The sequence below is a fragment of the Pantoea piersonii genome, assembly GCF_003612015.1.
Taxonomy (GTDB): domain Bacteria; phylum Pseudomonadota; class Gammaproteobacteria; order Enterobacterales; family Enterobacteriaceae; genus Pantoea; species Pantoea piersonii.
Genome location: NZ_RARB01000004.1, coordinates 338,728 through 362,872 on the forward strand (window position 1 = coordinate 338,728; position 24,145 = coordinate 362,872).

Annotated in this window: 18 protein-coding genes; 5 read left to right on the forward strand and 13 right to left on the reverse strand. The window is 59.2% G+C overall.

Features of this window, described 5'->3' with window-relative positions; all coding sequences use genetic code 11:
- Positions 1-3: 3 nt before the first annotated feature.
- Both carB and D7S44_RS13595 read left to right on the forward strand, forming a co-directional pair.
- Positions 4-3,228 (forward strand): carbamoyl-phosphate synthase large subunit, encoded by a 3,225-nt coding sequence (gene carB / locus D7S44_RS13590; RefSeq protein ID WP_120455656.1) that lies wholly within the window; start codon positions 4-6, stop codon positions 3,226-3,228.
- A gap of 238 nt (positions 3,229-3,466) precedes the next feature.
- Positions 3,467-4,606: a porin gene (locus tag D7S44_RS13595; RefSeq protein WP_120455658.1), complete on the forward strand. Its 1,140-nt coding sequence runs from the start codon at positions 3,467-3,469 to the stop codon at positions 4,604-4,606.
- A 41-nt stretch (positions 4,607-4,647) separates the two neighbouring features.
- On the opposite strand, the gene D7S44_RS13600 is transcribed toward D7S44_RS13595, so the two are convergent.
- A complete protein-coding gene (locus D7S44_RS13600) occupies positions 4,648-5,025 on the reverse strand; it encodes a DUF805 domain-containing protein (RefSeq protein WP_120455659.1) in 378 nt (125 codons plus the stop codon).
- A gap of 262 nt (positions 5,026-5,287) precedes the next feature.
- Here D7S44_RS13600 and folA point away from each other — a divergent pair, with 262 nt between their 5' ends.
- Positions 5,288-5,767 carry a type 3 dihydrofolate reductase gene (gene folA, locus D7S44_RS13605; RefSeq protein ID WP_120455661.1) on the forward strand — a complete coding sequence of 160 codons (480 nt, stop codon included), beginning with the start codon at positions 5,288-5,290 and terminating at the stop codon, positions 5,765-5,767.
- Between the two features lie 115 nt (positions 5,768-5,882).
- Here the strand turns inward: folA and apaH are convergent, their stop codons facing one another.
- Genes apaH through lptD form a run of 6 tightly spaced genes read right to left on the reverse strand, consistent with a single transcriptional unit; the run spans position 5,883 to position 12,702 of the window.
- A complete protein-coding gene (gene apaH, locus D7S44_RS13610; RefSeq protein ID WP_120455663.1) occupies positions 5,883-6,737 on the reverse strand; it encodes a bis(5'-nucleosyl)-tetraphosphatase (symmetrical) ApaH in 855 nt (284 codons plus the stop codon).
- A 58-nt stretch (positions 6,738-6,795) separates the two neighbouring features.
- Positions 6,796-7,173 carry a Co2+/Mg2+ efflux protein ApaG gene (gene apaG, locus D7S44_RS13615; RefSeq protein WP_120455664.1) on the reverse strand — a complete coding sequence of 126 codons (378 nt, stop codon included), beginning with the start codon at positions 7,171-7,173 and terminating at the stop codon, positions 6,796-6,798.
- Between the two features lie 3 nt (positions 7,174-7,176).
- A complete protein-coding gene (gene rsmA / locus D7S44_RS13620; protein ID WP_120455666.1) occupies positions 7,177-7,998 on the reverse strand; it encodes a 16S rRNA (adenine(1518)-N(6)/adenine(1519)-N(6))-dimethyltransferase RsmA in 822 nt (273 codons plus the stop codon).
- Positions 7,991-8,983, reverse strand: coding sequence for a 4-hydroxythreonine-4-phosphate dehydrogenase PdxA (pdxA, locus tag D7S44_RS13625; RefSeq protein WP_120455906.1), 993 nt, complete (start codon positions 8,981-8,983; stop codon positions 7,991-7,993). The genes rsmA and pdxA overlap by 8 nt, the downstream gene beginning before the upstream one ends.
- Complete coding sequence (gene surA, locus D7S44_RS13630) at positions 8,973-10,268, reverse strand: peptidylprolyl isomerase SurA (protein WP_120455668.1); 1,296 nt, start codon at positions 10,266-10,268, stop codon at positions 8,973-8,975. Before surA ends, pdxA begins: the two co-directional genes overlap by 11 nt.
- Before the next feature lie 55 nt (positions 10,269-10,323).
- Complete coding sequence (lptD, locus tag D7S44_RS13635) at positions 10,324-12,702, reverse strand: LPS assembly protein LptD (RefSeq protein ID WP_120455908.1); 2,379 nt, start codon at positions 12,700-12,702, stop codon at positions 10,324-10,326.
- Between the two features lie 182 nt (positions 12,703-12,884).
- Here lptD and djlA point away from each other — a divergent pair, with 182 nt between their 5' ends.
- Positions 12,885-13,685: a co-chaperone DjlA gene (gene djlA, locus D7S44_RS13640; protein WP_120455670.1), complete on the forward strand. Its 801-nt coding sequence runs from the start codon at positions 12,885-12,887 to the stop codon at positions 13,683-13,685.
- A 14-nt stretch (positions 13,686-13,699) separates the two neighbouring features.
- Here djlA and rluA read toward each other — a convergent pair whose 3' ends face one another.
- The 3 genes from rluA to polB all read right to left on the reverse strand — a co-directional run bounded on the left by rluA (position 13,700) and on the right by polB (position 19,947).
- Complete coding sequence (rluA, locus tag D7S44_RS13645) at positions 13,700-14,359, reverse strand: bifunctional tRNA pseudouridine(32) synthase/23S rRNA pseudouridine(746) synthase RluA (RefSeq protein WP_120455672.1); 660 nt, start codon at positions 14,357-14,359, stop codon at positions 13,700-13,702.
- A 164-nt stretch (positions 14,360-14,523) separates the two neighbouring features.
- Positions 14,524-17,430, reverse strand: coding sequence for an RNA polymerase-associated protein RapA (rapA, locus tag D7S44_RS13650; RefSeq protein WP_120455674.1), 2,907 nt, complete (start codon positions 17,428-17,430; stop codon positions 14,524-14,526).
- Positions 17,431-17,586: 156 nt separating this feature from the next.
- Entirely contained in the window at positions 17,587-19,947 is a 2,361-nt protein-coding gene (polB, locus tag D7S44_RS13655; RefSeq protein WP_120455675.1) for a DNA polymerase II, read from the reverse strand.
- 153 nt (positions 19,948-20,100) lie between these two features.
- Here polB and D7S44_RS13660 point away from each other — a divergent pair, with 153 nt between their 5' ends.
- Positions 20,101-20,865, forward strand: coding sequence for a DedA family protein (locus D7S44_RS13660; RefSeq protein ID WP_120455677.1), 765 nt, complete (start codon positions 20,101-20,103; stop codon positions 20,863-20,865).
- On the opposite strand, the gene thiQ is transcribed toward D7S44_RS13660, so the two are convergent.
- From thiQ to thiB, 3 genes are read right to left on the reverse strand one after another with little or no spacing between them, the layout of a single operon-like run.
- Complete coding sequence (gene thiQ, locus D7S44_RS13665) at positions 20,842-21,564, reverse strand: thiamine ABC transporter ATP-binding protein ThiQ (RefSeq protein ID WP_120455679.1); 723 nt, start codon at positions 21,562-21,564, stop codon at positions 20,842-20,844. The genes D7S44_RS13660 and thiQ overlap by 24 nt on opposite strands.
- Positions 21,548-23,158 (reverse strand): thiamine/thiamine pyrophosphate ABC transporter permease ThiP, encoded by a 1,611-nt coding sequence (thiP, locus tag D7S44_RS13670; RefSeq protein ID WP_120455681.1) that lies wholly within the window; start codon positions 23,156-23,158, stop codon positions 21,548-21,550. The genes thiQ and thiP overlap by 17 nt, the downstream gene beginning before the upstream one ends.
- Positions 23,134-24,120 (reverse strand): thiamine ABC transporter substrate binding subunit, encoded by a 987-nt coding sequence (gene thiB / locus D7S44_RS13675; RefSeq protein WP_120455683.1) that lies wholly within the window; start codon positions 24,118-24,120, stop codon positions 23,134-23,136. The genes thiP and thiB overlap by 25 nt, the downstream gene beginning before the upstream one ends.
- Between the last annotated feature and the right edge of the window lie 25 nt (positions 24,121-24,145).

Here is a 24,145-nt window from a genome sequence, read left to right on the forward strand (position 1 = left end):
AAGATGCCAAAACGTACTGATATAAAATCCATCCTGATCCTTGGCGCTGGCCCAATCGTTATCGGCCAGGCCTGTGAATTTGACTACTCTGGCGCGCAGGCGTGTAAGGCGCTGCGTGAAGAGGGCTACCGCGTTATTCTGGTGAACTCCAACCCGGCGACCATTATGACCGACCCGGAAATGGCCGATGCGACCTATATCGAGCCGATTCACTGGGAAGTCGTGCGCAAAATTATTGAAAAAGAGCGCCCGGACGCGGTGCTGCCGACCATGGGCGGCCAGACCGCGCTGAACTGCGCACTTGAGCTGGAGCGTCAGGGCGTGCTGGAAGAGTTCGGCGTGACCATGATTGGTGCGACGGCGGACGCAATCGACAAGGCGGAAGATCGGCAGCGCTTCGATAAGGCGATGAAAGCAATCGGCCTGGAAACCGCGCGGTCAGGTATCGCCCATACCATGGAAGAGGCGCTGAAGGTCGCTGAAGATGTTGGCTTCCCGTGTATTATCCGTCCCTCGTTCACCATGGGCGGCACCGGCGGCGGCATCGCCTACAACCGCGAAGAGTTTGAAGAGATTTGCGAGCGCGGTCTGGATCTCTCGCCCACTAATGAGCTGCTGATCGATGAGTCGCTGATTGGCTGGAAAGAGTATGAGATGGAAGTGGTGCGCGACAAAAACGACAACTGCATCATTGTCTGCTCTATCGAAAACTTCGACGCCATGGGCATTCACACCGGCGACTCCATTACCGTCGCGCCAGCGCAGACGCTGACCGATAAAGAGTACCAGATCATGCGTAACGCCTCGCTGGCGGTACTGCGTGAAATCGGCGTAGAGACCGGCGGCTCCAACGTGCAGTTCTCGGTTAACCCGAAGAATGGCCGTCTGATCGTTATCGAAATGAACCCGCGCGTCTCGCGCTCCTCGGCGCTCGCCTCTAAAGCGACCGGCTTCCCGATTGCCAAAGTAGCGGCCAAGCTGGCGGTCGGCTTCACGCTTGACGAGCTGATGAACGATATTACCGGCGGCCTGACGCCAGCGTCGTTCGAACCCTCTATCGACTACGTCGTGACGAAGATTCCACGCTTTAACTTCGAGAAATTCGCTGGCGCTAATGACCGTCTGACTACGCAGATGAAGTCAGTGGGCGAGGTGATGGCGATTGGTCGTACCTTCCAGGAGTCGATGCAGAAAGCGCTGCGCGGTCTGGAAGTGGGCGTAAACGGCTTTGATCCGAAAGTGCACCTTGATGACGCCGACGCGCTGACCCGCATTCGTCGCGAGCTCAAGGACGCTGGCGCCGAGCGTATCTGGTACATCGCCGATGCGTTCCGTGCCGGTATGTCGGTCGACGGCGTCTTTAATCTGACCAATATCGATCGCTGGTTCCTGGTGCAAATCGAGGAGCTGGTACGTCTGGAAGAGCAGGTGGCGCGCGAAGGCGTCAACAGCCTGAGCCAGCCGTTCCTGCGCGCGCTGAAGCGCAAAGGCTTTGCCGATGCGCGACTGGCGACGCTGGCGGGCGTCTCGGAAGGCGAGATCCGCAAGCTGCGTCAGCAGTTCAATCTGCACCCGGTCTATAAGCGTGTCGATACCTGCGCGGCGGAGTTCGCGACCGATACCGCCTATATGTACTCTACTTATGAAGAGGAGTGCGAGGCGAACCCCAACCAGGACCGTGACAAGATTATGGTGCTGGGCGGCGGTCCCAACCGTATCGGCCAGGGCATTGAGTTCGACTACTGCTGCGTGCACGCCGCGCTGGCGCTGCGCGAAGACGGGTTCGAAACCATTATGGTGAACTGCAACCCGGAAACGGTTTCAACTGACTATGACACCTCTGACCGTCTCTACTTTGAGCCGGTAACGCTGGAAGACGTGCTGGAAATCGTGCGCATCGAGCAGCCGAAAGGCGTGATCGTGCAGTACGGCGGCCAGACGCCGCTGAAGCTGGCGCGTGCGCTGGAAGCGGCGGGCGTGCCGGTTATCGGCACCAGTCCGGACGCTATCGACCGCGCCGAAGATCGCGAGCGCTTCCAGCAGGCAGTTGATCGCCTGAATCTGAAGCAGCCGGCCAACGCCACCGTCACTACGCTGGAGCAGGCCGTTGAGAAAGCGGCCAGCATTGGCTATCCGCTGGTGGTGCGTCCTTCATATGTGCTGGGCGGCCGCGCGATGGAAATTGTCTACGACGAGATCGACCTCAAACGCTACTTCCAGACCGCCGTCTCTGTTTCCAACGACGCGCCGGTACTGCTGGACCGCTTCCTGGATGATGCAGTGGAAGTCGACGTCGACGCCATCTGCGACGGTGAGCGCGTGCTGATCGGCGGCATCATGGAGCACATTGAGCAGGCGGGTGTGCACTCAGGCGACTCCGCCTGTTCGCTGCCAGCCTACACGCTGAGCGAGGAGATTCAGAACGTCATGCGCCAGCAGGTTGAGCGTCTGGCCTTTGAACTCAACGTGCGCGGCCTGATGAACGTGCAGTTCGCGGTGAAGGACAACGAGGTTTACCTGATTGAGGTCAACCCACGCGCCGCGCGTACCGTGCCGTTCGTCTCCAAAGCCACCGGCGTACCGCTGGCGAAAGTAGCGGCACGCGTGATGGCGGGCAAAACGCTGGCCGAGCAGGGCGTCACGAAAGAGGTGATCCCGCCCTACTACTCAGTGAAAGAGGTGGTGCTGCCTTTCAACAAATTCCAGGGCGTGGATCCGATTCTCGGCCCGGAAATGCGTTCCACCGGCGAGGTGATGGGCGTTGGACGTACCTTTGCCGAAGCCTTCTCTAAAGCAATGCTGGGTGCGCAGAGCAATATGAAGAAGAGCGGCCGTGCGCTGCTGTCGGTACGTGAAGGCGACAAGAAGCGCATCGTCGATCTGGCGGCCAAGCTGCTGAAGTTAGGGTTTGAACTGGACGCCACCCACGGCACCGCAGTGGTGCTGGGCGAAGCGGGCATTAATCCACGTCTGGTGAATAAGGTGCACGAAGGGCGACCGCATATTCAGGATCGCCTGAAGAACGGCGAATATACCTATATCGTTAACACGACCGCCGGCCGTCAGGCGATTGAAGATTCACGCGTCATTCGTCGCAGCGCGCTGCAGTATAAAGTGCACTATGACACTACGCTGAATGGCGGCTTCGCCACGGCGATGTCGCTGAATGCGGATCCCACGGAAAAAGTGATTTCTGTTCAGGAAATGCACGCGCTTATTAACGGTTAATTTCCGTTCATAATTAAACGGCCCTTTTGGGCCGTTTTTTTTATTTTTTTATCACCAAATTTGATAATAAATAACTATAAACGATTAAAGTTTTGCTTATTTGTCTTTAGGCTTAGCGCATGGTGCTATTGCTGACATTTTCAGATAAAATCGCACAAATTTATAAAGCGAAAGCGCATCGGCTCAGCGTAATATTTCGCCGCCCATTCTTCCGGGCCAATCAGGGACCTATAAAAAAATGAAAATGCGTGCTTTCACACTAAGCGCTATTGCTGCGTTAATGGCTGCTGCGCCATTTGCCAGCCAGGCTGAAATTACTCTTCTTAAACAAGATCCGCAGGCAGGCGATCCGCTGAGCCGTCTGAACTTCACCGTGGGCGGCAGTATTCGTCCGCAGTTTGAACATCAGACCGGCGTCAACGACAAATCTTACAAACGTAATGGCTTCGACGGCGGTACGCGTTTCCGCTTCGCCGCTGATTATTATCTGTTCGATGATATTAGCTGGGCCAGCTATTACGAAGTGGGCGTAAATATTCCGGCCGTATTTGACTGGGATAACCATTATAAAGATGGCGCCAACGATACCACGCGTCGCCAGCTCTATACCGGTCTGAAAAGCAAAACCTGGGGCGAGATCTATTTCGGCCAGCAGAACAGCGTCTTCTATGACGTGGTGGGCGCGAAGACCGATATCTGGGACTACGACATGAAAGGCCAGGCGCCGGGCAACGGCATCAACGGCGACTATGACGGCTCCTACCGCTCGCGCAAACAGCTGAAGTATAAAAACACCTTCGGCGCGGTCGATCTCTACGCTTCTTACCTGTTCAGCGACAACGAATATCTGCCGGGCAACGGCCTGCGCTACAAGCGCAAAGGCGGCGGTTCGCTGGGCGTGGATTACCACATCACGGATGACCTGACCTGGGGCACCGCGTGGAACTATACCCGCGCCACTATGCGTAACCCGCGCAACGGCGATGACGGCGACTACAACCAGAACATCTACGGCACCGCATTAAGCTGGAAGCCGGGCAACTGGACGCTCTCTGCGGGCGGTGGCTGGTATCAAAACTTCCTGCTGACCAAACGCAGCAATGTTAACGACTACTTCGCCGACGACGCGTGGGGCCTGGAATACTTCGCCGGCTATAAAATCCCGGTCAAGCAGTACGGCCTGAAAGCCGTTCAGCCTTACGTGATGGGCGATCGTCTGGAGTATGTGAACGGCCGCAACTACCAGCGCATCGACAACGGTCTGGGCGTGACGCTGTTCCTCGACTACGGCTTCCGCGTCGACTACGAACACGTCTTTACCTCCAGCACCGACAACCTGGGCGATATCAACGTGGTACGTCTGCGTTACGATTTCTAATCGTCAAAAGCGTAAAACGGCTCCCGAGGGAGCCGTTTTTTTTACTGGGCTGGCGCCGCCTCATCCAGCGGATCGGGACCAAAGCGGTTTGGGCCGACCGTACCGCGCAGGCAAAAGTAAATCAGCAGCAGCAGCGTTCCCAGCAGGGGAATAAGCATAATCAGCAGCCACCAGCCGGAGCGATCGAGATCGTGCAGGCGGCGCACGCCGACGGCGACAGAAGGGATCAGAACAGCAACGGAATACACCAGCGAAAGCAGACCCTGGTCAGAAAAAACCTTCAGTCCGAGCAGTTCGTCTACCGCGCTACATGCCAGCGAAAACAGCGTGCTGAATAATAAAAAGAGCCAGAATGTTTTACGACGGCAGCGGCCATTGACCACCGCATACATTTTTAAAACGGTCAGATAGTGGTGCACTTAAATTTTCCTTTTTGATGAAACCCCGAGCTGCAGCTTCCGTTACGTCAAGCTGAAACGCACTATTCCTGCCCTTGTGCCAGGTAACCTATTTTATCTGGCGGCTTAGGGTACTGCACAGGTAAAAAGCGGTGTAAAACTCTGTCGAGTAATAAAAACGTGGAGGCAAAAGCGCTTTACGTAATTAGACTCTTCCCGCTATCGACGAAAGTTTCGCCTTTACGTATGATGGCGCCAATTTTTTATCTGTGAGTCTTTTAACATGATTAGTCTGATCGCGGCATTAGCAGCGGATCGCGTCATTGGTATGGAAGGTGCCATGCCGTGGAACCTGCCTGCAGATTTGGCGTGGTTTAAACGTAACACCTTAAACAAGCCGGTGATTATGGGGCGTCTGACCTTTGAATCAATTGGTCGTCCGCTGCCGGGACGTCTCAATATTGTGGTCAGCCGTCAGCCGGGCACTGCGGAAGGCGTCACCTGGGTCACCTCGCTGGATGAGGCGATTAAAGCGGCTGGCGACGTACCGGAGATTATGGTGATTGGCGGTGGGCGTATTTATGAGCAGATGCTGAAGCGCGCCGATCGTCTTTATCTCACGCATATCGACGCTGAAGTAGAAGGGGATACGCAGTTCCCGGATTACGAACCGGATGAGTGGCAGTCGACCTTTAGCGAGTTTCACGATGCCGACGAGCAGAACTCGCATAGCTACTGCTTCGAAATTCTTGAGCGTCGCTAACAGCCGACAGGTTTAAGAGAAGGGCAACCTTACGATCGCGCCCTCTCTACCGCCGCGGCACGCTTTGCAGCATTTCACGCCTTGTCTCTGACAAGGCGTTTTCGTTTGCGCGTCGTCAGGCGGACTGCTGCGGCGGGACGCTGTCAGTTGCCGACGGCTGGCGGTTCGATGCCTGCGTATAGTAGCGCTGGCTCTCCCAGTGCAGCAGCGTCAGCACGCCGCCCCAGCAGCAGCCGGTATCCAGCCCAATCACGCCGCGCGGCGTGCCTTTGCCCTCCAGCGAGGCCCAGTGGCCGAAGACCTGGGTATAACCGTCCGGCAGCTTGCCTGGAATAGTGAACCAGGGTTTCAGCGGCGGCGGCGCGGACTCCGGCGCCTCTTTGCAAATCATATCGAGCTGGCCGTTGGGAAAGCAGAAGCGCATGCGCGTCAGCGCGTTGGCGGAGAAACGCAGGCGCGCCAGACCGCTCAGTTCCGGCGTCCAGTTATTCGGCATATCACCATACATGGCGTCCAGGAACAGCGGGTAGCTGTCGCTGGAGAGCACGGCTTCCAGCTCGCGCGCGCAGGCTTTCGCCGTTTCTAAATCCCACTGCGGCGTAATACCGGCGTGCGCCATAACCAGCTTTTTTTCTTCATCTACCTGCAACAGTGGCTGACGGCGAAGCCAGTTGATTAGCTCGTCGGCATCTTCCGCGTCCAGCAGCGGCGTCAGGCGATCTTTGGGCTTGTTGCGGCTGATGCCGGCAAACACCGCCAGCAGATGCAAATCGTGATTGCCCAACACGATACGCACACTCTGGCCCAGCGATTTTACGTAGCGCAGCACGTCAAGCGAGCCAGGGCCGCGCGCGACCAGATCGCCGGTCAGCCACAGCGTATCCTGTTCAGGCGTAAAGTCGACTTGCTTCAGCAGGGCGCGCAGCTCATCGTAACAACCGTGAACGTCGCCAATCAGATATGTGCTCATAGAGAATAATCCGCAATAAAAAACCGCGCCCGGCAGAACCGGGCGAAGCGTAAAAAGATCAGTGTATGTGGGTTTCTACAGCGAGGCGAAACACCGGGATGTCGATGTTAAAGGTTTCACCCTCTTCATCCTGCATCACATAGTGTCCCTGCATGGTGCCCATCGGCGTTTCGATAATGGCGCCGCTGGTGTACTGAAATTCGCTACCGGGCGCGATCACGGGCTGTTCGCCCACCACGCCTTCGCCCTGAACTTCGGTTTCGCGCCCGTTGCCGTTAGTGATTAGCCAGTAGCGACCCAGCAGCTGCACGGCATTGCGGCCCAGATTGCGGATGGTGATGGTATAAGCAAAGACGAAGCGCTCCTCTTCCGGCGAAGACTGGGAAGCGATATAGAGACTTTGTACCTGAACAGACATCCGGGCCGATTCACTCATGCATTACTCCAGCGGTTCACCTTGATGTGTCGCCAGCCAGTTGGCTAACTGACAATATTGCGCCACCGACACGTTTTCCGCACGTAAACCTGCATCGATGCCCAGCTCATCCAGCGCGCCGGCTTCAAACAGATAGCCGAGGCTATTGCGCAGGGTTTTGCGGCGCTTACCGAAGGCCTCGGTAGTGATGCGGCTCAGTACGCGAATATCGCTTACCGGATGCGGCGGCTCCGCATAGGGCACCAGGCGCACTACGGCCGAATCCACTTTAGGCGGCGGCGTAAACGAGTGCGGCGGTACTTCAAGCACCGGGATGACCTGGCAATAGTATTGCGCCATCACGCTGAGTCGGCCGTAGGCCTTGCTGCCTGGGCCTGCGACGAGGCGGTTAACCACCTCTTTCTGCAGCATGAAGTGCATATCTTTGATCGAACCAGTATAGCTGAAAAGGTGAAACATCAGCGGGGTCGAAATATTGTAAGGCAGGTTGCCAAATACGCGCAGCGGCTGGCCTTTTTCCTGCGCCAGCGCGGCGAAATCGAAAGCCATCGCATCCTGCTGATAGATCGTCAGTTTGGGGCCGAGAAACGGATGGGTCTGCAGACGCGCAGCCAGATCGCGGTCCAGCTCGACCACCGTTAAGGCGTCGAGACGTTCGCCGACGGGTTCCGTCAGCGCGCCGAGGCCAGGGCCGATCTCCACCAGCGCTTCGCTGCGCTGCGGATGAATGGCGGAGACAATGCTATCGATAATGTACTGATCGTTCAGGAAGTTCTGCCCGAAACGTTTACGGGCATAGTGCCCCTGATGGACGCGATTATTCATTACTGCTCTTGATCATAGTGATGGCGAGGTTAAGCGCCGTAATAAAGCTGCCCGGCTCCGCCTGACCCAGTCCGGCCAGCTCAAGCGCAGTGCCGTGGTCAACGGAGGTACGGATAAAGGGCAGGCCAAGCGTGATATTCACCGCGCGGCCGAACCCCTGAAATTTTAGCACCGGCAAACCCTGATCGTGATACATCGCCAGCACCGCATCGGCGTGCTGCAAATATTTTGGCTGGAACAGGGTGTCGGCCGGAAGCGGCCCGGTGAGATGAATGCCCTGTTCGCGCAGGGAGTCGAGCGCCGGAATAATTGTGTCGATCTCTTCGCGTCCCATATGTCCGCTCTCGCCCGCATGGGGATTAAGCCCACAGACAAAGATATGCGGCTGCGGGATAGCGAACTTCTGCTGCAGATCGCGATGCAGAATGGTAATAACTTCACGCAGGCTGGCATGGGTAATCGCCGCAGAGACATCTTTCAGCGGCAAATGCGTCGTCGCCAGCGCGACTCGCAGCTCTTCGGTCGCCAGCATCATCACCACGCGATGGCCGCCAGCGCGATCGGCGAAGAATTCGGTATGCCCGGTAAACGGGATGCCCGCATCGTTAATCACCCCTTTATGTACCGGGCCGGTGATCAACGCGGCGAATTCGCCGTTCAGGCAGCCGTCGCAGGCGTGCGCCAGGGTCGCCAGCACGTAGGGACTGTTAGCGGCATCGAGTTTGCCGGGCGTAACCGGCTGAGCGAGCTCTACCGGCAGAATCGTAAGCGAGCCCGCCTGCTGCGGCTGCGGCGCAAGGCCGGGCTGATAGTCGCGCAGCGTCAGCGGCAAACCGAGCTGAGCGGCGCGTTCACGCAGCAGCTGTGGCGACGCGCATACGACCAGCTCAACTGGCCAGTTCTGCTGGGCCAGTTGAATGGTGAGATCGGGACCAATCCCGGCGGGCTCGCCGGGAGTGATCGCTACGCGATAGTTACTGGGCATTGCCATCCAGAATCTTCACGTAGGCGCTGGCACGCTGTTCCTGCATCCAGGTTTGCGCTTCTTCAGCAAACTTGCGGTTGAACAGCAGGCGATAGGCGCGCTCTTTTTGCGCCGCATCGGTCTTGTCGACCTGACGGGTATCCAGCAGCTGAATCAGGTGCCAGCCGAAGGAAGAGTGAACCGGCTGGCTGGTCTGGCCTTTTTGCAACTGCAGCAGGGCGTCGCGGAACGCCGGATCGAACGCTTCCGGCGAGGACCAGCCCAGATCGCCGCCCTGGTTGGCAGAGCCCGGATCGTCAGAGAATTGCTTGGCGGCAGCGGCGAAGCTGGTTTTACCGCTGCGGATATCCGCAGCAATCTCTTCCACTTTCGCGCGCGCCTGGGCATCGGTCAGAATCGGCGACGGTTTGATCAGGATATGACGCGCATGCACCTCGGTGACGGAGATATTTTTGCTCTCGCCGCGCAGGTCGTTCACCTTCAGAATATGAAAGCCGACGCCGGAGCGGATCGGGCCGACAACATCGCCTTTCTTCGCTGTCGATAGCGCCTGTGCGAACAGGGTAGGCAGCTCTTCAATCTTGCCCCAGCCCATGTTGCCGCCTTTCAGCGCCTGCGGATCGGCGGAGTAGGTCACGGCCAGCTTGCCGAAATCCGCGCCGCCTTTCAGTTCGCCCATCAGCTGCTTAGCCAGCGCTTCCTGATCGTCTACCTGCTGCTGCGACGGGTTTTCCGGCAGCGGCAGCAGGATCTGGCTGACGTTCAGCTCGGTGCCCTGGGCATTTTGCGCGCCGACCTGAGTAGCCAGCGTATCGACTTCCTGCGGCAGGATAGTGACGCGACGACGCACTTCATTGTTGCGCACTTCGGCGATCAGCATCTCTTTACGGATCTGTCCGCGATAGTCGCTGTAGTTAACGCCGTCATAGGCCAGGCGGCTGCGCAGCTGATCGAGGCTCATATGGTTCTGCGCGGCGATATTGCTGATTGCCTGGTCGAGTTGCTGATCGTTGATCTGCAGGCCCGCTTTTTCGCCCATCTGCAGGATGATGTTGTCCATGATCTGACGTTCAAGGATCTGGTGGCGCAATGTCTTGTCGTCCGGCAACTGCTGGCCGGCCTGTTGCGACTGCGCTTTTACGGTGCGCAGCATATTATCTACGTCACTCTCCAGAACGACGCCGTTATTCACAACGGCAGCGACTTTATCAACCACTTGTGGTGCTGCGAACGCGGTGTTGGCGGCTACCGCCACACCCAGAATCAGCATTCTCCAGTTCTTCATACTTTTTCCATAGTTGTTTCCGCAGAGCGGGAATTACCAGTCAAACATCGCAACATCAGAAAGCGCGCTGATAAGGGATAATGCCCTGACGCAGCATCTGCTCGGTGCCTAAGCCATAACCAGAGCTCAAACCGCGCAGCTCAATGTTGAATGAGATTTGGTTGTCATACTTACTGTCGTTGTTTTCCCAACCGTTGATCTTACGTTCGTAACCGACGCGGATCGCGTAGCAGCAGGAGCTGTACTGCAGGCCAACCAGCTGCGAAGCGGGTTTGCTGTTGCGCGTATCGTAGTAGTACGCACCCACCACTGACCAGGCGTCTGCGATGGGCCAGCTGGCGGTGCCGCCGACCTGGGAAATCCCGTTTTTATAGATCGGGTTGTTCACCAGGCTGGAGTTGTTCAGCGCGGTCGCTACATACTCCGGACTGCTGTAGCGATAGCTCAGCTGCACAACGCGGTCGGCGTCGCGACGATACTCCAGCACGGTATTGCCCTGTGCGACGTTATCGAGACGGGTATCGTACTGCAGCCCGCCGCGTACCGCCCAGCGATCGCTGACTTTCCAGTAGGTGTCACCGGCCCAAATCAGGCTGCCGGTGTCATCTTCTTTGTTAGTCTGGTTTACGCCGGTACGTGAAGGGGTAAACGAGTAGATTTGACCCACGGAAACGTTAAAACGTTCAACCAGATCCTGATCATAAATACGCGAGGTGACGCCGGTCGACACTTCGTTAGCCGAGGCGATACGATCCAGGCCGCTATAGGTGCGGTCGCGGAACAGGCCGGTATAGTCAGTCTGCAGCAGCGTCGAGTCGTACGGATAGATGTCGCTCTGGTTGCGGTATGGAATATAGAGATACTGAACGCGCGGCTCGAGCGTCTGGGTATAGCCTTCCGCCCAGTCCATATCGCGATCGAATACCAGTCTGCCGTCGACCTTGAATTGCGGCAGGGTGCGGTTCACCGAACTTTTCAGCTGGCCGCTCTGACTGTTCTCGTTATTCGCCAGATTAGCGTTGTAGTAATCCAGCGAATCCTGCTGGTAGTGCGTCGCCAGGAACTTCGCTTCGGTATCCAGGCTCGCCCAGCCGTTGGAAAGCGGCAGGTTAAGCGTTGGTTCGATATGCAGACGAGTTGCTTCAGGCATGCGATCATTTACATTGGTGAACTTCACCGCCTGCGCATAGATACGGCCGTCAAACGGACCCATATCGTTCTGGTAGAAGTTCAGATCCAGCTGCGGCTGCGCGCGATAGACGTTGCTATTGCTGGTGTCGCCGAAGACCTGGAAATCACGACTGGAGAGCGTGGCGTCCCAGTTGGTGTCGGCGTAGCCGAAGCTAAATTTCTGCGTCGCGTAGCCGTCGGTCGAATTGTAATATTTCGAGTCGAGATCGTTAAAGTAATAAGGATCGCTGACTTTGGTGTAGTCGGCGTTGAAACGCCAGTGCTGGTCATAGACACCGGCGTGGCGCCAGTAGAAGAGCCAGCGGTCATTGCTTTTATCTTCCGCGATGCCGCGTACCGCTTTGTCTTTATCGTACTGGTCGTCTGACGGCAGATAGTCAAACTCCATCAGGCCGGCGCCGAACTGCGTCAGATAGCGGAATTCGTTCTCCAGCTGCATGCCGCGCTTCGACATATAGTGCGGCGTAATGGTGGCATCCGCCTGCGGCGCGATGTTCCAGTAGTAGGGCAGAATAAACTCGAACCCTTTGCTGCTGCCATATTTCGCGTTGGGGATCAGGAAGCCGGAGCGGCGGCGATCGCCAATCGGCAGCTGCAGATAGGGGCTGTAGAAGATCGGTACGGAGCCTAGCTTAAAGCGCGCGTTCCAGATCTCCGCCACTTCTTCCTGGCGATCCTGGATCACCTGCGATCCCACTACGCTCCAGCTATTGTAGCCGGGCAGACAGGAGGTGAAGCTGCCGTTTTCCAGAATGGTATAGCGATTATCGGCGCGCTGCTTCATCAAATCGGCGTCGCCGCGCCCCTGACGTCCCACCATCTGGTAGTTACCGTTCCAGACGTTGGTATCTTTACTGTTCAGATTGGACCAGGCTTTCGGACCTTTCAGGATGACCTGATTGTCGTCGTAGCGCACATTACCCAGCGCGTCGACGGTGCGTACCGGCGTGGTTTGCCCCTCTTGCTGGCGCTGATGCAGCTGCATTTCATCCGACTGCAGACGGCTGTTGCCCTGCTGAACATCTACGTTTCCGGTGAATACCGCGTCGTCCGGATAGTTTCCCTTCGCCGCGTCGGAATGGATCGTGACCGGCAGCTGGTTCGTCTGGCCATTGACCAGCGGGCGATTATAGCTCGGCACGCCCAGCATACACTGCGACATAAGATCGTCGGCCAGAGCAGACTGACTGGATATCGCTGCGCCAATCATGGTGGCCAGCAGGGTAGGTAGTCGTTTATTCATACGCGGTATCGAGAATTCCATGAAAACTGGCATCATGCCGACAATCGGGTCAGAGACTAACGTACTGCCCGGCGTTGTGCCAGTGTTAATCCTTGTCTGTCCGCGTTGCCGTTAGGCGCTGGGGTAAATGACAGGTATGATAATGCAATTTTCAGCCGCAAGCATGGCGAATTGAGGAGTTTATGCGCTACTGGGGAAAAGTTATTGGGCTGGTGCTGGGGCTGCTTTCCGGCGCCGGTTTTTGGGGCATTGTGTTCGGCCTGCTGATTGGCCATTTGATCGATAAGGTTCGCAGCGCAAAAGGACAGGCCTGGTTCGCGAATAACCAAACCCGCCAGACGCTGTTTTTTCAGACCACATTTCAGGTAATGGGCCACCTTACCAAATCGAAAGGGCGCGTTACCGAAGCCGATATTCAAATCGCTTCTTTATTAATGGATCGCATGCAGCTGCATGGCGAGGCGCGTACTGCCGCGCAGCGCGCCTTCCGCGAAGGCAAACAGGGCGATTATCCGTTACGCACCAAACTGCGCGAACTGCGCAGCGCCTGTTTCGGCCGCTTCGATCTGATTCGGATGTTTCTGGAAATTCAGATTCAGGCTGCCTTCGCCGACGGTTCGCTGCACCCGAATGAGCGGCAGGTGCTTTACGTCATCGCCGAAGAGCTGGGCATTTCGCGCATTCAGTTCGATCAGTTCCTGCGCATGATGGAGGGCGGCCAGCAGTTTGGCGGCCAGGGCGGCGGCTATCAGCAGGCGCAGCGCGGGCCGACGCTGGAGGACGCCTGCAGCGTGCTGGGGGTCAAAAGCAGCGATGACGCCACCACCATTAAGCGCGCCTACCGCAAGCTGATGAGCGAGCACCATCCCGACAAGCTGGTGGCGAAAGGTCTGCCGCCGGAGATGATGGAGATGGCGAAACAGAAGGCGCAGGAGATTCAGGCGGCTTACGATCTGATTCGCCGCGAGAAAGGATTTAAGTAACCGCAGGCGCGAGGTTAAAAATCTGCTGGCTGGCGAAACGTCATGCTGTTGCCGAACGCCGGATGGGTAATAGTCAGCGACTCGGCATGCAGCAGCAGACGCGGCGCGCGCGCCTTCGCCTCAGGATGAGCGTAAAAGCCGTCGCCGAGAATAGGATGACCCAGCGCCAGCATATGCACGCGCAGCTGGTGCGAACGGCCGGTAATCGGCTTTAGCGCCACGCGCGCGCTGTTGTCGGCCAGATACTCCAGCACTTCATATTCGGTCTGCGCCGCTTTGCCGGTTTCAAAACAGACCTTCTGTTTTGGCCGGTTCGGCCAGTCGCAAATCAGCGGAAGATCCACCACGCCTTTTTCCGCAGCCGGATGACCCCAGACGCGCGCCACGTAGCGTTTAGAAGGTTCGCGCTCGCGAAACTGACGCTTCAGCTCGCGCTCCGCCGCTTTGGTCAGCGCCACCGCAATCACGCCGCTGGTGGCCATATCGAGGCGATGCACCGACTCCGCCTGCGGGAAATCGCGCTGAATGCGTGTCATTACGCTGTCTTTGTGCTCTTCCAGACGGCCAGGTACCGACAGCAGTCCGCTCGGCTTATTGACCACCATAATGTGCGCATCCTGATAAAGGATATGCAGCCAGGGTTCGCGTGGCGGATTGTAGGGTTCCATTTTTATATCTGCTTATAGATCAAAGAAAAGGGGCGAGATGGCCCCTGCGTATATTCTCACTTCGCCAGCGCGGCGAGAGGGCGCTATAGCAAAGACGTTAAAGGCGCGTCCCGCCTCATCTCTGATGCGGAACGCTGCCGCTTCGGTTCCTCTCGCCCGACGGAGAGAGATTACTGATGCGTGACCACGATCAGGCGCAGCGCGTCGAGACGCCAGTTCGCCTGACTCAGGCTTTCCAGCACCTGCTGACGATTGCTCTCCAGCGCCTCAATCTCATCTTCACGGATGTTGGGATTGACCGCCTTCAGCGCTTCAAGACGCGACAGCTCCGCGCCCAGCCTCTCATCCGCTTCGGCGCGCGCCGCGTCGATCAGCGTCTGCGCTTCCGCCACCACTTTCTCTTCAGCCTGCATCAGAATCGCGTGTACGTCCTGCTGCACTGCGTTGACCAGCTTGCTGCCGGTGTGGCGATTCACCGCATTGAGCTGACGGTTAAAGCTTTCAAACTCGACCTTGCCCGCCAGGTTGGTGCCGTTGCGATCCAGCAGCATGCGGATCGGCGTCGGCGGCAGAAAACGGGTCAGCTGCAGATGCTTCGGCGCCTGCGCTTCTACCACATAGATCGTCTCGACCAGCAGCGTGCCTACCGGCAGCGCCTTGTTTTTCAGCAGCGACAGCGCGCAGCTGCCGGTGTCGCCGGAGAGGATCAGATCCAGACCGTTGCGGATCAGCGGATGTTCCCAGGTGATGAACTGGGTATCTTCACGCGACAGCGCCTGGTCACGGTTAAAGGTGATGGTGCAGCCATCTTCCGGCAGACCAGGGAAATCGGGTACCAGCATATGATCGGAGGGCGTCAGCACGATGAGGTTATCGCTGCGATCCTCCTGATTGATACCGACGATATCGAACAGGTTGAGCGCGAAGTTCACCAGCTCGGTGTCGTTATCCTGCGCGGCGATCTCCGCCGCCAGCACCTGCGCCGCTTCGCCGCCGTTGGAGTTGAGCTCCAGCAGACGGTCGCGCCCGTGCTCCAGCTGCGACTTCAGCGACTCGTGCTGCTTGCGGCACTCGGCGATAAATTCATCCAGACCTTCGCTGTTTTCCGGCGCGGCAAGGAAGTTAATCAGCGGCTGATGGACGCTGTCGTAGATAGTGCGGCCGGTCGGGCAGGTATGCTCGAACGCGTCGAGCCCTTCGTGATACCAGCGCAGCAGCACCGCCTGAGCGGTCTTCTCCAGCCAGGGCACCATAATCTGAATGTCGTGCGCCTGACCGATACGATCGAGACGACCGATGCGCTGCTCCAGCAGATCCGGATTAAAGGGCAGATCGAACATCACCAGGCGGCTGGAGAACTGGAAGTTACGCCCTTCAGAACCAATTTCCGAGCAGAGCAGCACCTGCGCGCCGTTCTCTTCCGAGGCGAACCAGGCGGCGGCGCGGTCGCGTTCGATAATCGACAACCCTTCGTGGAACACGGCGGCGCGGATGCCTTCGCGCTCGCGCAGCACCTGCTCCAGCTGTAGCGCGGTGGCCGCTTTGGCGCAGATCACCAGCACTTTCTCTTTGCGGTTGCTGGTCAGGTAGCCAAGCAGCCACTCGACGCGCGGGTCGAAGTTCCACCAGGTGCCGCTGTCGCCTTCAAACTCCTGATAAATTTGCTCGGGGTAGAGCAGGTCGCGTGCGCGCTCTTCCGCGCTTTTGCGGGCGCCCATAATACCGGAGACCTTGATGGCGGTCTGATACTGAGCGGGCAGCGGCAGACGGATCTGATGCAGCTCGCGTTTCGGGAAGCCCTTCACGCCGTTACGCGTGTTGCGGAACAGCACGCGGCTGGTGCCGTGGCGATCCATCAGCATAGAGATCAACTCTTTGCGCGCCTCGAGTTTGCCGTCGCGCTCGCTGTTGGCGACCTGCAGGAGCGGCTCAATATCCTCTTCGCCCACCAGATCGTTGATCATATTCATCTCATCCTGCGAGATGGCTTTATCAGCCAGCAGTGAGGAGACCGCGTCGGCAATCGGACGAAAATGCTGTTGCTCCTCGAGGAACTGCGCGAAGTCGTGGAAACGATCAGGGTCGAGCAGACGCAGACGCGCGAAGTGGCTCTCCATACCCAGCTGTTCCGGCGTCGCGGTCAGCAGCAGCACGCCGGGGATCTGTTCCGCCAGTTGTTCAATAACCGCATATTCGCGGCTCGGCTCCCCTTCGCTCCAGGCGAGATGGTGCGCTTCGTCGACCACCATCAGATCCCATTCAGCCTCCGCCAGCAGTTCAAGGCGCTGCTTGTTGCGACGAACGAAATCGAGCGAGCAGATAATCAGCTGTTCGGTCTCAAAGGGGTTGTCGCTGTCGTGCTGCGCCTCGGCGTAGCGATCGTCGTCAAACAGCGCGAAACGCAGGTTAAAGCGGCGCAGCATCTCTACCAGCCACTGATGCTGCAGGGTTTCCGGCACGATGATCAAGACGCGATCGGCGCGCCCGGCCAGCAGCTGCTGCTGGATAATCATGCCGGCTTCAATGGTTTTGCCGAGGCCCACTTCGTCCGCCAGCAGCACGCGCGGCGCGTGACGGCGGCCCACGTCGTGGGCGATATGCAGCTGATGCGGGATCAGGTTGGTGCGCATGCCGCGCAGACCGCTGACCGGCAGGCGATACTGGGCGCTCTGATATTTGCGGGCGCGATAGCGCAGGGCGAAGCGGTCCATGCGGTCGAGCTGACCGGCGAACAGGCGATCCTGCGGTTTGCTGAACACCAGCTTGCTGTCGAGCATCACTTCCCGCAGCACCACTTCGCTTTCGTCAGTATCAAGACGCGTGCCGATATAGGTCATCAGGTCATTTTCATTGCGTACTTCATCGACGCGCATTTGCCAGCCTTCGTGGCTGGTCACCGTATCGCCCGGATTAAAGATAACGCGAGTCACCGGGGAGTCGTTACGGGCATAGAGGCGGTTTTCACCCGTTGCCGGAAACAGCAGCGTAACCATGCGCGCGTCTGCCGCCACGACCGTGCCGAGTCCCAGTTCACTTTCCGTATCACTAATCCAGCGCTGACCTAATGTAAAAACCATATCTTTTTAGCTCGAATTTTTAAGGTGTTTTTGGTAATGTTTCCCCGCCACAGGCAATACCTTTTCCCCAGACAAAGGGAGGTCTGGTCAGGTTTTAAGAGCGGTGAGATGCAGGAAGGGCGCTATGGTACTGGAAGGCAGGCCGTTCGTCACCTGTCAAAAAAGCCCCAGCTGCCCAGTAATCAGTGTAGCAAAGTCGCCGTCGACGAAAGGCAAAATGCCGTCGGCCACCGGCTGTAGCTGCTTGCTGACGTAGTGATCGTAATCAAGCGGCGTGACGCGCGCCTCCAGTGGTTCAGGGCCTGCCGTGGCGATAACATAGCGGATCGAGCCACCGTTCTGATACTGCAAAGGGCGGTTCAGCTTGCGGTTCTGCTCATCCGCCAGCCGCGCGGCGCGCACGTGCGGCGGCACGTTGCGCTCATAGTCAGCCAGGGGACGGCGCAGCCGTTTTTTATAGATCAGCAGGTCGTCCAGTTCGCCCGCCAGCAGCCGCGCCACCGTGTCGCGCACGTAATCCTGCCAGGGTTCGCCGCGGAAGATATGGCCATAGAGCGCCTGCTGAAACTGCTGCGCCAGCGGCGTCCAGTCGGTGCGCACCGACTCCAGACCTTTGAATACCAGCCGCTCCTGCGCGCCGTCGCGGATCAGCCCGGCGTAACGCTTTTTGCTGCCCTGTTCGGCGCCGCGAATGGTTGGCATCAGGAAACGGCAGAAGTGGTTTTCATACTCCAGCTCCAGCGCGCTGGCGAGGCCGTACTGCTGCTGCAGATGCTCACGCCACCACGCATTTATCTGCTGCGCCAGAGAGCGGCCGATCGCTGCCGCCTCCGCTTCGCTGTGCGGCGATTTCAGCCAGACAAAGGTCGAATCGGTATCGCCGTAAATAACGTCGTAGCCCTGCGCCTCTATCAGTTCGCGCGTCTGCTGCATAATAAGGTGGCCGCGCAGCGTAATTGATGAGGCGAGACGAGGATCGAAGAAGCGGCAGGCGCTGGTGCCGAGCACGCCGTAAAAGGCGTTCATAATGATCTTCAGCGCCTGCGACAGCGGTTTGTTGCCCTGTTTTTTAGCCGCTTCGCGCCCCTGCCAGATCTGCTCGACGATAGCGGGCAGGCAGTGGGTGTGACGCGAAAAGCGCGCCTCGCGGAAGCCGGGCACTGAATCGGCGTCGTCCGGGTGGGCCAGGCCTTCAACCAGCCCGACCGGATCGATCAGGAAGGTGCGGATAATCGACGGGTAAAGGCTTTTGTAATCCAGCACCAGCACCGAGTCGTAGAGGCCGGGGCGGGAATCCATCACGTAGCCGCCGGGGCTCGCTTCCGGCGTAACTTCGCCGAGGCCGGGTGCCACAAAGCCCGCGCGGTGCATACGCGGAATATAGAGATGGCTAAAAGCCGCCACCGATCCGCCGTGGCGATCCACCGCCAGGCCGTTGACCGCCGCGCGCTCCAGCAAAAAGGGCATAATCTCGGTTTTATGGAAAATGCGCGTCACCAGCTCGCAGTCTTTCAGGTTGTAACGCGCCAGCGCTGGCTTATCGTTGGCGAAGCGCCAGTTGATCTCTTCCATGCGATGCCAGGGATTATCGATCGCTTTGCCTTCGCCCAGCAGCTGTTGCGACACCGCTTCCAGACTGAATGAGGGAAAAGTCCAGAAGGCGGATTTCAGCGCCTCGATGCCGTCGATAATCAGGCGGCCAGCGGCGCTGGCAGAAAAGACGCCGGGCTTAAAACCGTGTTCGCGCCACTCCAGCGGCGCATTCTGGCGTCCCAGGCGCAGCGGGATGGCGTAGCGGTCGGCATGTTTCTGCAGGACACGCAGGTCGAACTGCACTAGGTTCCAGCCGATTATCACGTCGGGATCGTGCTGCGCAAACCAAGCGTTGAGCGCCTCCAGCAGCTGCGGACGCGTATCGCAATAGATCAGTTCGAAATCGAGCGCGCTGGCGTCGCCGTTGGGCGGCCCCAGCATAAAAACCTGACGCTGGCCGCAGCCTTCAAGGCCGATGCAGTAGAGTTCGCCGTGTTGGGTGGTCTCGATATCCAGCGACACCCACTTAAGCGGTGGACGGTAGTCGGGATGGGGCTTCAGGCGGGCATTGATCAGCGCGTCGCCCTGCGGCTCGCCGCTGAACCAGACCGGCGCGGTGATAAAGCGCTCCATCAGAAAACGCTCCGGCGGCCGGATATCCGCCTCAAAGACCGGGATGCCCTGTTCGCGCAGCAGCTTCTCCAGCCGCTGCAGCTGACGGTGCTGGCGGCAGTAGAGGCCGAATACCGGACGACGGCGAAAATCCTTTAGTTCCAGCGGCTGCAGGCGCACCTGACGTTCGTCACGCAGCAGTGCTTCCACCTGCGGCTGATAGTCGCGCGGAATAAAGGCCACCGACTCCTGAACCGGCAATACCAGACGCTGCGGGCCGTTGTCTGTCGCCAGCCAGAAAATGATTTCGGTGCCCTGAGCGCTGTCGCGCCAGTGGCGGGTAAGCAGGAATCCTGCGCGGGGCGTATTCACGTCGGCTCCAGAGGAAAAAACAGCCAGAGTATAACATGGTTATTTATCCAGTGCGCGCGGCGTGCTTTTGTCAACATCGCCCTACAATTCTTGCCTTGACGCTGTCACGCCGCCTCTGGACAATCCAGCTTCGAAATTTTGTTAAGGAAGGTTATGGAAGCCTGGATTCAACATCTGTTTACGCAGTCGCTGGAGTATGCGCTTATTGCCGTTGCGCTGGTGACCTTTCTTGAATCGCTGGCCTTTGTCGGCCTGCTGCTGCCGGGCACCGTTATGATGGCAAGCCTGGGCGCGCTGGTTGGCAGCGGACAGATCGGGCTTTATCCCGCGTGGGCGGCGGGCTTTGTCGGTTGTCTGGTGGGCGACTGGCTCTCTTACGGCATCGGCTGGAAGTTTCAGGGACCGCTGCACCGCTGGAAATATCTGCAAAAGTATAAAGGCCTGCTGGATAAAACCGAGCACGCGCTGCACCAGCACAGCATGTTCACCGTTCTGGTCGGGCGGTTCGTCGGGCCGACGCGTCCGCTGATCCCGCTGGCGGCTGGCATGCTGGAGCTGCCGGTGCGCAAGTTTCTGCCGCCGAACCTGATCGGCTGCCTGCTATGGCCGCCGCTCTATCTTCTGCCGGGCATTCTGGCGGGCGTGGCGATCGACGTGCCGAAGGATGCGCAGAGCGGCGCATTCAAGTGGCTGCTGCTGCTGGTCGCGCTGCTGGTCTGGCTGGGCTGCTGGCTCGGCTGGCGCTGGTGGCGCAGCGGCAAAAGCCGCGACTGGGCCACGGCCTGGCTGCCGCCGCAGCGTCTGCGCTGGCTGGCGCCGCTGGGAATAGCCATCGCGCTTGCCGCCTTTACGGCGATCCAGTTCCATCCGATGATGCCGATGTTCCGCCAGCTTTTATGGCGCGTCTTCTTTGCCTGACGAGCGCGCAATGCCAAGCACGTCGGCCTCGTGCGTGTCGCCCGACAGCAGCGTTTCGGTCGCGCCATCCCAGTAGACGCGGCCATCCACAATCACCAGACTGCGCGGCGCAATCTGCTGCGCATCCTCAAGGCTATGCGACACCATCAGCAGGGTAATGGCCCGCGCCTCGCAGACGCGCCGTACCAGCTGCAACATCTCATTACGCAGGGCGGGATCGAGCGCCGAGAAGGGCTCGTCCAGCAGCAGGACCGGACGGTCGCGCAGCAGGCAGCGCGCCAGCGCCACACGCTGCCGCTGACCGCCGGAGAGCTGGCCCGGCAGGCGCGTCAGCAGATCGCTTAATCCCACCTGATGGGCAATCTCCTCCAGCTGTTGCCGCTGCGCGGCGTTCAGCTTCAGGCCAGGATGCAGGCCCAGCGCCATGTTCTGCTGCACGCTGAGGTGCGGGAACAGGTTGTTCTCCTGAAACAGCATCGAAACCGGGCGCTGCGCCGGTACGCTGTGGGTGTGATCCGCGCCATCAATGCGCAGCGCGCCCTGGCTGACCGGCAAAAATCCGGCGATCAGGCTGAGTAGCGTGCTTTTGCCTGCACCGCTCGGGCCGAGCACAGCCAGCCGCTCGCCGCGCTCAGCGCTAAAGCTGAAACGCATCGGCAGATGTTGATAGAGGTAGGTCAGATTAGTCAGTGTCAGCATGGCGGCCTGGTAATTTTTCCATCAGGGTAAAGAGCAGCAGGCAGATCGCTAACAGCAGCAGGGCGGTGACCGCGCCGTCCGCACCGCGATAGGCGCCAGTCTGCTGGTAGAGGTAAAAGGGCAGCGTGCGGAAGTCGGCGCTGCCAAACAGCGCCACTACGCCGAAGTCGCCGATCGACAGCACGCAGGCGAAGGCGAGCGCCTGCGCCAGCGGGCGTTTCAGCGCGCGCAGCTCGATCAGCCACAGCCGGTTCCAGCCGCTGATGCCCAGCGAGGCGCACAGGTGAGCGTAGCGCTCGGCGCTGTCGCGCATCGGGTTTTCCAGCACCTTTAATGCATAGGGAATAGCGAGCAGAGCGTTGGCGAAGATGACCAGCCCGTCGGGCGAGTCGGGCAGGCCCGTGGTGGCGTTGAACAGCAGAAAGAAGCCCGTTGCCAGCACGATGCCGGGCATCGCCAGAATCAGCATGCCGCTGGTCTCCATCAGCTGCGCAGGCAGCGCGCGCTGGCGCAGACGCAGCTCGCGGCTGCTCCACAGCAGCATCATGGTCAGCGTGACGCAGAGCACGCCCGCGCCGATTGCGATACGCAGCGACGTCAGGGTCGCCTGCCAGAGCGCTGGCTGGGCCAGCGCGCCGCCCAGTCCGCCGCGCAGCCCGTCAACGACGACCGCCAGCAGCGGCGGCAGCAGCAGCAAGAGCGCCAGCGCGATAATCAGACCGTCGCCGACCTGCGCGCGCCGCGAGTCCTGCGGATCGCGCCAGCCTCGTAGCAGCGCCCGGCCAGCCGGGATCGCCTTGCTGAAACGCTGGCTCAGCAGCACCAGCGTCAGACAGAAAGCGAGCTGGATCAGCGCCAGCAGCGCGGCGCGACCAGGATCGTAGTCGAAACTCAGCGCCTGAAAGATCGCCAGCTCAATGGTGGTGGCCTGCGGGCCGCCGCCGAGCGAGAGGACGGTCGCGAAGCTGGCGAAGCAGAGCATGAAAATCAGCGCGCCGGTCGGCAGCAGCTGACGGCGCAGCCAGGGCCACTCCAGCAGGCGGAAAAAGTGCCAGCCGCGCAGGCCGAGCTGGGCGGCGAGCTGGCGCTGTTCACCCGGAATATTTTCCAGCGTCTGGAGCATCAGACGCGTCGCCAGCGGCAGATTAAAAAAGCAGTGCGCCAGCAGAATGCCCTGCAGCCCATAGGGGGAGAAGCGGTAGTCGATGCCGAGCAGCTGACAGATCTGCGCCAGCCAGCCGACGCGGCCATAGACCATCAGCAGGCCAAATACCGCCACCAGCACCGGCAGCACCAGCGTCATGGCGCAGAGGCGCAGCAGCAGCTGACGGCCGGGGAAGCGCCTGCGGTAAAGCGCGCGCGCCAGCGGTATTGCCGGCAGCAGCGAGAGCAGGGCGGAGAGCAGCGCCTGCATGAAGGAGAAAAGCACTACATGGCGCAGATAGCTGTCGTGCAGCAGCGCGCGCCAGTCGCCTTGCGGCGCGCTGAACCAGAGCGCGCCGAACGCCAGCAGCGCCACGGCGCACAGCAGCAGCGCGGCGCTGCTGCCAGGCACCATCCACAGCGGGATTAGCGGCTGACGGCGCGTTGCCATGCACTGATCCAGTTTGCGCGCTGCTGCGCCACTTCCTGCGGGCTGTACTGGAGCGCGGTTTGTGGCACGCTAAGCGTCTGGAAACCTGCCGGCAGGTCGCTTTTAATTACCGGATACATCCAGTTGCCCGTGGGGATCGCGTTCTGAAAGGCAGGCGTCAGCATAAACTGCATAAACTGCTGCGCCAGCTTCGGCTGCTTGCTGCTGGCGAGCTGCGCGGCGACCTCAACCTGCAGATAGTGGCCTTCGGTGAACGGCGCCGCGGCGTAGTTCTCTTTCTTCTCTTCGATAAGATGATAAGCGGGCGAGGTGGTGTAGCTCAGCACCAGATCGCCTTCGCCTTTCAGGAACAGGCCGTAGGCTTCGCTCCAGCCTTTGGTGACGGTAACGGTTTTGCGCGCCAGCTTCTGCCAGGCTTCCGGCGCGTTATCGCCATAAACCTTCTGCATCCAGAGCAGCAGACCCAGGCCAGGGGTGCTGGTGCGCGGATCTTCATAAATCACGCGCCATTTTTCTGGACTCTCCACCAGCTCTTTCAGGCTGGTCGGCGGGTTTTTAAGGCGTTTTTTGTCGTAGACGAAGGCGAAGTAGCCGTAGTCGAAAGGCACAAAAGTCTGATCCTGCCAGCCGCCCGGCAGCGCCAGCGTGCGGGTATCGACCCCGCTTTTGGCGAACAGGCCGGTCTGCTGTGCGGCCTGCAGCAGATTGTTGTCGAGGCCGAGTACCACGTCAGCTTTACTGTTTTTACCCTCCATGCGCACGCGGTTCAACAGCGAGACGCCATCCTCCAGCGCCACATAGCGCAGCTCGCAGCCGCACTGCGCTTCGAAGGCTTTTTTCACCGCCGGGCCGGGGCCCCATTCTGCAGAGAACGAGTCGTAGGTGTAGACGGTCAGGAGAGGTTTTGCCGCCAGCGCTGGCAAGGACAGTAACATCAGCAGAGGGAGAATCTGTTTAACCACTTTGCGCTCCTTGGGGAGAGTTGTT